A 10,261-nucleotide genomic window follows, 5' to 3' on the forward strand; every position below is an offset into this window, starting at 1 on the left:
ATGGGACACAACAATCGTGCCGCGGTGCTGGGCACCGGGCAGACACGGTACGTCGCGAAGCGATCCGACGTCACGATGGCGGGCATGGTCCGCGAGGCCATCGACGCCGCGCTGATCGACTCCAAGGTCTCGCTCGACGACATCGACGCGATCGTCATCGGCAAGGCCCCGGACCTCTTCGAGGGGTCGATGATGCCGGAGCTCGCGATGGCCGAGGCCATCGGCGCTGTCGGCAAACGCCTCATCCGCGTACACACCGCGGGTTCGGTCGGCGGTTCGACGGCCAATGTGGCCGCGTCGCTGGTCTTCGCGGGCGTGCACAAGCGGGTCCTGGCCGTCGCCTGGGAGAAGCAGTCCGAGTCCAACGCGATGTGGGCGCTGTCGATCCCGGTGCCGTTCACCAAGCCGGTGGGCGCCGGCGCGGGTGGCTTCTTCGCCCCGCACGTGCGCGCCTACATCCGGCAGTCCGGCGCGCCCGAGCACATCGGGGCGATGGTCGCCGCCAAGGATCGCCGTAACGGCGCGCTGAATCCGCTTGCGCACCTGCACCAACCGGATCAGACGGTCGAGAAGGTCATGAGCTCGCAGATGCTCTGGGACCCGATCCGTTACGACGAGACCTGCCCGTCGTCGGACGGGGCCTGCGCGGTCGTCATCGGCAGCGAGGATGTCGCCGATGCCGCGATCGCCGCAGGCGATCCGGTGGCGTGGATCCATGCCACCGCGATGCGCACCGAGCCGCTGTCCTACGCGCACCGCAACGTCGTCAGCCCGCAGGCCGGTCGCGATGCCGCGGCCGCGTTGTGGAAGGCCGGCGGCATCAGCAACCCGCTGGAGGAGATCGACGCCGCCGAGATCTACGTGCCCTTCTCCTGGTTCGAGCCGATGTGGCTGGAGAACCTGGGATTCGTGGCCGAGGGCGAGGGGTGGAAGCTCACCGAATCCGGCGACACCGAGATCGGCGGGCGCATCCCGCTCAACGCGTCCGGCGGTGTGTTGTCGTCGAACCCGATCGGGGCGTCGGGCATGATCCGGTTCGCCGAGGCCGCCATCCAGGTCATGGGCAAAGCCGGAGACCACCAGGTCCCGGACGCCCGGAAGGCACTGGGCCACGCCTATGGCGGTGGCTCGCAGTACTTCTCGATGTGGCTCGTCGGCGCCGACAAGCCCCTGCACTGAGCGGAACTTCGTGGCATTCATGCGCCATATGTGCGCATGAATGCTACGAAGTGCGTTCGGGGACAGCGCAGGCGAGGCCGTCGGCCATTCCCGTGGGTCGCACACCCAGCGACTGGTTGAGACGCGCGCGCTGATTCTCCCAGGCCACGGTCATCGCGAGTTCGACGATCTGGGTCTCCGACAGGTGTTCGGCCAACCGGCGGCGCAGGTCCGCGAGATCGTCGCCGACAGCCGGCGTACGGGTCATCGCCTCGGCGTAGCCGATGACGAGTTTCTCCAGATCGGTGTAGGCCGTCGACTCCTCATAGCGCGGCAGATCGCGGAGTTGCTGCTCGGTGATTCCGGCGCCCGACGCCAGCGCGGAGCCGATGTCGAGGCAGAACTCGCAACTGACCATGCCGGCGGCCTTGAGCTCGGCCAGTTCTTTGAGTTTCGGATCCATCCGGTTGGACAGCAGCATCGCGCTCTCCATCCCGGCGATCCCGCCCGCCACCAGCGGCCGACGAACGAGGTGGCCGACGAGTTCGGTGCGATGACGCCGGGCCCGCCGCATCGCGCGTACATAATTCCGGATTCGATGCAGTGCTCTCATACCCGTCCTTCCCGATCCGGCCGAAAACTGTAGCGCCGCCCCAGCGCATATGTGACCAGCAGCACCAGGGCAGCCACACCGACCGCACCGTGGGCGACCGCACCCCAGGCGAAGACGCCGATCTCGTGGAGACCGCGTCCGCCCATCACCAGTCCGAGCGGCACGCCCGCGATGACGGCGACGGGTAGCCACTGGCGACGCGTCGAGGCGACCGCGATCGCCGCGCCGACGGCGATGAACGCCAATCCGCCGTCGACCATCGCGTGCTGGTTGAACGGCTCGCCGAGCGACGCCGAGATCCACTCGCCGGCAATCATGTTCCCGACGCCATGGATGATCAGGATCGCGCCGAGCGCGGCCGCGGCCACCTGCGCCGCCGACCACCGTCTTCTCCGACGACCGGCAGGCGCAGGATGCAGTATCCGGTCGACCGAAACGTAGGTCGACGCGGGCGGGTCGGGCCGCAAGCCACCGGCGAGCAACTCGAGTTCCGGGTCCGGAGCATTCGGGACGTCGCGCCCGTCGAGAACTGCCGATATCGCGTCATCGAGTCGTTCGGCCGCAGCGATGTCCACGGGGTCGAACTGTTCACTCGGATCGTGAGGCGTCACCTCGGCATCACCTCCCTCAACTTCGCCACCCCGCGATAGACGAGCATCCGTGCGGCCGTCGCCGAGATCCCCATCGCCGCGCCGATCTCGTCGGAGGTGAGTTCGGTGGCGAATCGCAGGGTCACGGCTTCCCGCTCGCGCGCCGTCAGAACCCACAACCGGCTGCGCACATCGTCGGCCGCGGCGGCCCGCAGCATCGCGGTCTCGGGATCGCCGTCGTAAACGGACACCCCCGCGTCGCCGAGGTCGACCTCGGCGACCGGCACCTCGCGGGATCGCCGGGCCCACCAGTCCGCGACGACATGCCGCGCGATCCCGATCAGCCAGGCGCCGACGCTGTCGCGCCGGTCGTCGAACCGGTCCCACGAGCGCATCGCCTTCACGAAGACCTCCGCGGTCACGTCGTCGGCGTCGGCGGCCCCGGGCACACGGGTCCGCACGTAGCGCCAGACCCCCGCAACGTGTTCGCGGTACACCGCGTCGAACTGATCGACCGCGCCGGACTCCGAGTCGCTCCCCCTCCGTCGACGACGCCGTGGGGGCGTCGGTGAACCTGTCACCCCATCTTCGGGCCCGGCCGACGCGCTGTAACGACGGATGGGAGAACCCGGCCCACAAACGACCGCGGGCGGGACAGGGTGAGCACCCTGTCCCGCCCGTGGCGGCTCGTGTTGCGACTATCCGGCCTTGCGCACCGAGTTGATCGTCTTCTCGACTTCCCAGAAGGCGCGCAGTGCCGACAGCTTGCCGTCGGCGTCGGCGCGATAGGTGAACACCCCGCGCGCCTCGGAGACATGGCCGGCGATGTGGGTGACGATGCTGCCGATGTAGGCGACCTCGTTCCCGCAGATGATCTCCTCGTCGAAGCGGAACTCGATGCTCTCGGTCGTCCCGATCGATTTGTCCCAGAACTCCGAGATCTGCTCGTGCCCGCGGAATCCGACGCCGTCCGGGTCGAACATCGACGGGCCGACCGGGTCCTCGACCGTGGCGTCTGCCGCGAAGTTGTCGATCCAGGCCTGTTTGTCCCTGGACCCCACGAACTCACGCGAACGACGCCCCGCCACGACTGCGGGATGGTTCTCCCGGTCGATGCCGAGGTAGGCCGGTGTCTGCTCTGCTGCGGTCACTTGGTGCCGTAGTCGACGCGGAGTTCCTTGACGCCGTTGATCCAGCCGTGGCGCAGACGGCGCGGTGCGTCGAGTTTGGTGATGTCGGGCACCATGTCGGCGAGCGCGTTGAACATCAGGTTGATCTCCATCCGCGCGAGGTTCGCACCGACGCAGAAGTGCGCACCGTTGCCGCCGAACCCGACGTGCGGGTTGGGATCGCGCATGATGTTGAACGAGAACGGATCGTCGAAAACGTCCTCGTCGTAGTTCGCCGAACCGTAGAACATGCCGACGCGCTCACCCTTGGCGATGTCGACGCCGCCGATCTGCGTGTCGCGCTTGGCCGTCCGCTGGAAGCAGTTGACCGGGGTCGCCCACCGCACGATCTCGTCGACCGCGGTCGCCGGGCGCTCCTTCTTGAACAATTCCCACTGATCGGGGTTGTCCAGGAAGGCATTCATCCCGTGGCTGATGGCGTTGCGGGTGGTCTCGTTGCCGGCGACGGTCAGCAGGATGAAGAAGAACCCGAACTCGGTCTCGTCGAGCGACTGCCCGTCGATGTCGGCGTTCACCAGCGTGGTGACGATGTCCTCGCCGGGATTCTTACGCTTCTCCTCGGCCATCGTGTAGCCGTAGCCGAGGATCTCGGCGTTGGCCTGCTGCGGATCCGTCGTGTAATCCGGGTCGTCGGCGTTCATCATCGAGTTCGACCAGTCGAACAGCTTCTCCCGATCCACCTCCGGCACGCCGAGGAGGTCGGCGATGGCCAGCAGCGGCAGGTCGACGGCCACGTCTTTGACGAAGTCACCGCTGCCCTTCTCCGCGGCCTTGGCGACGATGTCGCGGGCGGCGTCGTCGAGCTTCTCCTCGAGTGAATGCACGGCGCGCGGCGTGAACAACTTGGAGACCAGCTTGCGCAGGCGGGTGTGCTCCGGCGGATCGTGGTTGATCAGCAACGCCTTGGTGATCTCGATCTGATCGGCGGTCATGTCGTCTTCGAAACGCATGATGACGCCGTTGGCGTTGGTTTCCCAGTCCTCGTTGTTCTTGGAGATCTCGCGGACATGGGCGTGCTTGGAGATCACCCAGTACCCGCCGTCGTGGAAACCACCGCCCTTGCCGGGCGCCTGGGCATTCCACCAGACCGGCGCGGTCTTGCGCAGTTGCGCGAACTCCTTCACGGGGATTCCCTGCTCGAGCAGATCGGGGTTGGTGAAGTCCCACCCCTCCTGCTCCATGAACGGGCACTTCGCGACTACGTCGGAAGGGCTCGTGCGCGCAGAATCCGCCGGGGTCGGCTCGCTGCCGATCGGGGCGCTCTGGGCCTGGGTCACGTCACACCACCTCGCTGTGAGATTTAGAACCTGTTTCAATCACATTGAAGCACACTGTGACGCATACGACACTCTCTGACGAGAACTTGTTCTAGTTTTGTTCCCGACCCGGTATCCGACCTGCGATCTTCCCTCACAGATTCATTCGCGTTCGTCGCCGTGCAGCGTCGACGCATGGCGTCGAACACCCGTCGAGTGGGCCGCCCTGCCCGCGTCATCCACCCCAGCGTAGACGCAAACATAGAACGTGTTCTAGCGTGATCACAGCGGCCTCGACGGACCGTCGGGCCTCATCCGTGGACATCCGGGTTCACCGGTACGAACGAAGGAGTGGCGATGGGCGTTCCCGTCATCGTAGAAGCGGCGCGCACGCCGATCGGCAAGCGCAACGGTTGGCTCTCGGGCCTGCACGCCGAGGAGTTGCTCGGCATCACCCAACGCGGCCTCCTCGAGAAAGCGGGCCTCGACCCCGCCCTCGTCGAGCAGGCGATCGGCGGCTGCGTGACCCAGGCAGGCGCCCAGGCCGGCAACATCACGCGCAAGGCCTGGCTGTCCGCGGGTCTGCCGGAGGCGACCGGAGCCACCACCATCGACGCGCAGTGCGGTTCGGCGCAGCAGGCCAACCATCTGATCGCCGGGCTCATCGCCTCCGACGCGATCGACATCGGCGTCGCCTGCGGAGTGGAGACGATGTCGGTCGTCCCGCTCGGCGCGAACGTCGGCACCAATGCCGGTCCGTATCACGCGGATTCGTGGGACGTCGACATGCCGAACCAGTTCGAGGCCGCCGAACGGATCGCCAAACGCCGCGGTATCACGCGCGCCGACGTCGACGCGCTCGGCGAGCGCAGTCAACGCAACGCCCGTAAGGCATGGGACGAGGGTCGATTCGACCGCGAGGTCCTGAGCCTCAAGGCGCCCGAGCGCACCAAAGAAGGCGAACTGACCGGGTACATCCTCGACGTCAGCCGTGACCAGGGTCTGCGCGACACCACGCTCGAATCCCTGTCCGCGCTCAAACCCGTTCTCGAGGGCGGTATCCACACCGCTGGAACGTCGTCACAGATCTCCGACGGCGCGGCCGCCGTGCTCATCATGGACGAGTCCCGGGCACGCGAGCTGGGCCTGACACCGCGCGCACGCATCAAGGCGCAGGCGCTCGTCGGCGCGGAGCCGTCCTTCCACCTCGACGGTCCGGTCCAGGCGACCGAGCGCGTCCTGGCCAAGTCGGGAATGTCGTTGTCCGACATCGACATCGTCGAGATCAACGAGGCGTTCGCGTCCGTGGTACTCAGCTGGGCCCAGGTCCACGGCGCCGACCTGGACAAGGTCAACGTGAACGGCGGTGCCATCGCCCTGGGACACCCCGTGGGCAGCACCGGCTCTCGCCTGATCACCACCGCGCTGCACGAACTGGAGCGTCGGGACGGTCAGACCGCGCTGGTCACGATGTGCGCCGGCGGCGCCATGGCCACCGGCACCATCATCGAGCGCATCTGATGCCCGCACTCGACCCGAACAACAAGCCCGCGCAACTGGATTCGCCGATCGTCAGCAAGATCATCAAACTGGGGTCGAAGGCGAACACCGCGCTGTACAAGGCCACCGGTGGTCGTGTCGGGGGCACCTGGCGGGTCGGTGCGGGTCTGCGCAAGCCCGCGCCGGTGTGCTTGCTGACCACCATCGGGCGCAAGTCGGGACAGCCGCGCACCGCGCCGCTTATCTACCTGCGGCGCGGGGACTCCTTCGTCGTGGTCGCCTCCCAGGGCGGCTCGGCGAAGAACCCCGCCTGGTACCTCAATCTCCGGGACAACCCGCAGGTCACCATCCAGATCGGCAAGGAGAAGCACGACCTCGTGGCGCGCACCGCCACCGATGCCGAGCGCGCCGAGCTCTGGCCCGATCTCGTCGACACCTACGCCGACTACGACACCTACGCCGCCTGGACGGAACGAACGATCCCGGTGGTCATCTGCGAGCCGGCCCGCTGATCGCTCAACACCTTCTGCTCTCCCGAGGTGCAACATCCTCCGCTCCCTGAGGTGCGAGGAGCGCAAGATCCTCCGCTCCCTGAGGTGTGAGGAGCGCAAGATCCTCCGCTCCCTGAGGTGTGAGGAGCGATAGCGACGAGCCACGAAGGGCGGCAGGGCATCTCACCAGACCCTTCGTGGCTCGCTTCGCTCGCACCTCAGGGAGCAGGGGGCCGTCACGCTCGCAACCTCGGTCGCCAGACCCTTCGTGACGCGACCTCCGCAAGCTCAGGGAGCCACGGGGTTCGCTTCTTTCGGATCACGAAGCCGGGGACCAGCCCGCGGGGTCCCGGCCGGTCCAGTTGGCCAGTCGCTCAGTGGGTCCGGCGCCGGGGCGGGGTTCGACGACGACGCCGAACGGCACGTTGGGGTCGGTGCGGATCTCGGCCGGGATGAACTGCTGCGCGACCGCGAGCGTCGCCTCGGCCGTCGCGGGATCTGCTTCCGCGGGTTGCCCGGTGGCAACGGCGAGGTCCCAGCCGTGCACGAGCGTCTCGCTGACATAACCCCAGAGCGCGCCCGCGCCGGGTACCTCACCCCACGGCACCTGGACCATGCGGGTCAGCGACGCATCATCGGACCATCCCTCCAGGGCGGCCTCGACCAGTGCGGAGTAGGTGGCAGCGTCGTGCTGCTCGGCGATCGTCCGCATCGTTCGGACGTCGAGTCCGTCGGCGAGTGCCCGGGCACGCTCGGCGGTCGCCACGACGTGCGCCGAGAGTGTCCGGACGTCGAAGTCCTCGCAGGGAGTGGGCGCATCCAGCTGATCGTCGGCGATCCCGGTCAGCAGTGCGGTGACCCAACCAGTTGCCACTCGGAATGCGGGACGGGGGTCGACGGGTGCGGCTGGGGCGGGAACGGCCTCTGGTGTGGTTGCGGTCATGATGATGTCCTCTCCTGGTGGTTGGTCGGTCTGCCACCAGTGAATCCGCGATACATGACATCTCCTGTCATGTATTCGGGAGAGAATCATGATCGTGCGCGCCGAACGTCTCATCGCCCTGCTGATGGTGCTGAAGAAGCACGAGCGGGTGACCGCCGCCGTATTGGCCGCCGAGCTCGGGGTCTCCGAACGAACCGTGCTCCGCGACATCGACGCGCTGTCGCTGTCCGGCGTGCCGGTCTACGCCGAGCGCGGCCGACACGGCGGCTTCGCGTTGTTACCGGGGTATCGCACCGATCTCACCGGACTGACCGTCGACGAGGCCACGTCGTTGCTCGCCGGTACCGGACGGGTCGACTCGCCCGCGTTCACCAGCGCCATGCGCAAGGTGACCGCCGCCCTGCCCGAGGCGCATCGGAGTCATGCCGTGCGCGCCGCGCAGCGGATTCTGGTCCGTCCGGAGGGTTTCGTCAGAACCCCGGAGATCCTCGACGGCCTCCAGGCCGTACAACTCGCCGTGTTCGAGGGCCGACGGATCCGTGTGAGCTACCGCAGCCGGGGTGCGCACACCCCGCGCGAGCACGTCCTCGACCCGATCGGACTCATCGTGGCGGGCGAGACCTGGTACCTCGTCGCCACCTCGTCGCGCGGCAGCACGTCGCACGACGGCGCCGGCTCGGCGGAACGCATGTACCGCGTCTCCCGGATGAGCGACGTGGACGTCCTCGACGAACCGGCGCACCGGTCCGAGGACGTCGACCTCGGCGAGATCTGGGAGCGGCATCGTGACGCGTTCCGACGCTCCTTCGAACCCGTCGACGTGGTGATCGACTGCTCGGTCGACGATGCCGAGCAGATCGAGTCGATCGCCGCCGCAACATATCTCGACCGGCCACCAGAAGGACGATGCCGGCTCGGACTCCGGTTCGCCGACCGTCGCCACGCCACGCGCGCGTTATGGGCGTCGATGTTCGACCACGACTTCGTGGTCTGCGAGCCGGAATGGCTCCGAACCACGCTCGTAGCCCGCGCCCGCGTTGTCGGCGGCGACTAGGCGAGCACATCGGGCCGCCTGCACCGAACGAATGAATCCCCTGGCGAGGTCCCCCCGCCTGTGGTCTGATTCTCGAATGTTCGGGGTTCTCACTCCATGTCGGCACGCACTCGACGACGACCTGATGGACCAGTGGCGCTCCCACCTGTGCGGGGTCTGTCTGTCGCTACGCGACAACCACGGCCAGTCGAGCAGGTTGACGGTCAACACCGATGCGGTGATGGTCTCAATCCTCACCGCGTCCCAGTCGGCGGCGGAGTGCGCCTCCACCGAGGCCGGTCGGTGTCCCCTACGCGGAATGCGCACGGCGACAGTCGTGTCCGCCGACGAACCGGGTGTCCGCCTCGCCGCGACCGCCTCCCTCACCCTCGCCGCAGCGAAGGCGGCCGACGTCGGCAACGAGCAGCGACACGCGCTGGCGCCCCGTCGGCCGGTACGCGCGAAGCTCGCCGACTATGCCGGGAGCCACCTGCGCCGGAATGCCGCGGCCGACACCGAGGTCGCCCGACGTCTCGATGTGGACGGCATGATGACGACGCTCTCGCGTCAAGCCGAGATCGAGTCGACGAGCGTCGTCCTCGACGACCTCACCCAGGCGTCGGCAGTGGCTGCGGCACAGGTCTTCTCCGCGTCGGCGATACTCGCCGACGCACCCCGCAACGAGGCCGCGCTCTCCGACATCGGTGCCGATTTCGGCCGGATAGCGCACCTCTTGGACGCGGTCGACGACTATGACTCCGACGCCGAGCAGGGACGGTACAACCCACTCCGGTCCACCGGAACGTCGCCGGAGACCGCGCTCGAGCAGTGCCGGCGACTCGCCTCCGCGATCCGGGCCCGCTACGCCGACCTCGAACTCGTCGACGACCGACTCTTACGGGTGGTGTTGCTCGACGGACTGCGCCACGCGATCCACAAGCGCATGCACCCGCACGCGGAGGCCCCTTCGGTGGTCGCCGACTCGCGCACCCAGTGGCCGCCGCACCGGCCGTTCGGCTATCCGACCGAGTGGCCGTACCCGCCACCCTTCAAACCGAATCGATCGTTCCACGAACGGATTCTGCCGTTCATCGGTGTCTCGTGCTTCGGCAAGGCCTGCTGCGTCGACCACTGGAATCACTTCACCGACAAGTACAAGGACGCGGTCTGCGACGACTGCGACTGCTGCGATTGTTGCGACTGCTGCGACCTGTGACCCGCCCGGGCGGGTCAGTTGAGGAGCGAGCAATGCGCTCCCCCTGTGCTCCCTGAGGCGCGAGCAATGCGCTCCCCCTGTGCTCCCTGAGCCTGGATATTTCACTGATGTTGCTGGTGTTCGGCGTGTGATACGCGAAAGTGCCTGTCTGCCTTGTGATTATTGATTCACCACAAACAAATAGTCACAAGAAGAAAGGCACCTCGCAGGTGAAGAATAACGTGTATCCCGAGTTGATGGTGGACCCCACGCGCACTGAGTCGGTGCTGAC

General features: G+C 67.3%; 11 protein-coding genes. 5 read left to right on the forward strand and 6 right to left on the reverse strand.

The features are described 5' to 3' along the window. Window positions 1-1,179 (forward strand): thiolase domain-containing protein, encoded by a 1,179-nt coding sequence (locus AS181_RS21685; RefSeq protein ID WP_058253563.1) that lies wholly within the window; start codon window positions 1-3, stop codon window positions 1,177-1,179. Between the two features lie 43 nt (window positions 1,180-1,222). Here AS181_RS21685 and AS181_RS21690 read toward each other — a convergent pair whose 3' ends face one another. The 5 genes from AS181_RS21690 to AS181_RS21710 all read right to left on the reverse strand — a co-directional run bounded on the left by AS181_RS21690 (window position 1,223) and on the right by AS181_RS21710 (window position 4,828). Further along, window positions 1,223-1,771 (reverse strand): carboxymuconolactone decarboxylase family protein, encoded by a 549-nt coding sequence (locus tag AS181_RS21690; RefSeq protein ID WP_058253564.1) that lies wholly within the window; start codon window positions 1,769-1,771, stop codon window positions 1,223-1,225. Further along, on the reverse strand, window positions 1,768-2,382 hold the full coding sequence (locus tag AS181_RS21695; RefSeq protein WP_058253565.1) for a hypothetical protein: 615 nt from the start codon (window positions 2,380-2,382) through the stop codon (window positions 1,768-1,770). Before AS181_RS21695 ends, AS181_RS21690 begins: the two co-directional genes overlap by 4 nt. Then, on the reverse strand, window positions 2,379-2,858 hold the full coding sequence (locus tag AS181_RS21700; protein ID WP_058253566.1) for an RNA polymerase sigma factor: 480 nt from the start codon (window positions 2,856-2,858) through the stop codon (window positions 2,379-2,381). Before AS181_RS21700 ends, AS181_RS21695 begins: the two co-directional genes overlap by 4 nt. 201 nt (window positions 2,859-3,059) lie before the next feature. Then, the gene (locus tag AS181_RS21705) at window positions 3,060-3,512 is read right to left on the reverse strand and encodes a nuclear transport factor 2 family protein (protein ID WP_058253567.1); all 453 of its coding nucleotides are present in this window, start codon (window positions 3,510-3,512) and stop codon (window positions 3,060-3,062) included. Then, window positions 3,509-4,828: a cytochrome P450 gene (locus AS181_RS21710; protein ID WP_058253568.1), complete on the reverse strand. Its 1,320-nt coding sequence runs from the start codon at window positions 4,826-4,828 to the stop codon at window positions 3,509-3,511. The genes AS181_RS21705 and AS181_RS21710 overlap by 4 nt, the downstream gene beginning before the upstream one ends. A 336-nt stretch (window positions 4,829-5,164) precedes the next feature. On the opposite strand from AS181_RS21710, the gene AS181_RS21715 reads away from it, so the two are divergent. Both AS181_RS21715 and AS181_RS21720 read left to right on the forward strand, forming a co-directional pair. Then, window positions 5,165-6,328, forward strand: a complete 1,164-nt coding sequence (locus AS181_RS21715; protein WP_058253569.1) for a steroid 3-ketoacyl-CoA thiolase — start codon at window positions 5,165-5,167, stop codon at window positions 6,326-6,328. Beyond that, a complete protein-coding gene (locus AS181_RS21720; protein WP_058253570.1) occupies window positions 6,328-6,819 on the forward strand; it encodes a nitroreductase family deazaflavin-dependent oxidoreductase in 492 nt (163 codons plus the stop codon). Before AS181_RS21715 ends, AS181_RS21720 begins: the two co-directional genes overlap by 1 nt. A gap of 298 nt (window positions 6,820-7,117) precedes the next feature. On the opposite strand, the gene AS181_RS21725 is transcribed toward AS181_RS21720, so the two are convergent. Next, window positions 7,118-7,741, reverse strand: a complete 624-nt coding sequence (locus tag AS181_RS21725) for a TIGR03086 family metal-binding protein (protein WP_058253571.1) — start codon at window positions 7,739-7,741, stop codon at window positions 7,118-7,120. Between the two features lie 94 nt (window positions 7,742-7,835). Here AS181_RS21725 and AS181_RS21730 point away from each other — a divergent pair, with 94 nt between their 5' ends. Beyond that, window positions 7,836-8,795, forward strand: a complete 960-nt coding sequence (locus AS181_RS21730; protein ID WP_058253578.1) for a helix-turn-helix transcriptional regulator — start codon at window positions 7,836-7,838, stop codon at window positions 8,793-8,795. A gap of 76 nt (window positions 8,796-8,871) precedes the next feature. Then, window positions 8,872-9,990, forward strand: coding sequence for a DUF5685 family protein (locus tag AS181_RS21735; RefSeq protein WP_058253572.1), 1,119 nt, complete (start codon window positions 8,872-8,874; stop codon window positions 9,988-9,990). Window positions 9,991-10,261 lie beyond the last annotated feature (271 nt).

The sequence above is a fragment of the Gordonia sp. SGD-V-85 genome, assembly GCF_001456905.1.
Classification (GTDB): Bacteria; Actinomycetota; Actinomycetes; order Mycobacteriales; family Mycobacteriaceae; genus Gordonia; species Gordonia hongkongensis.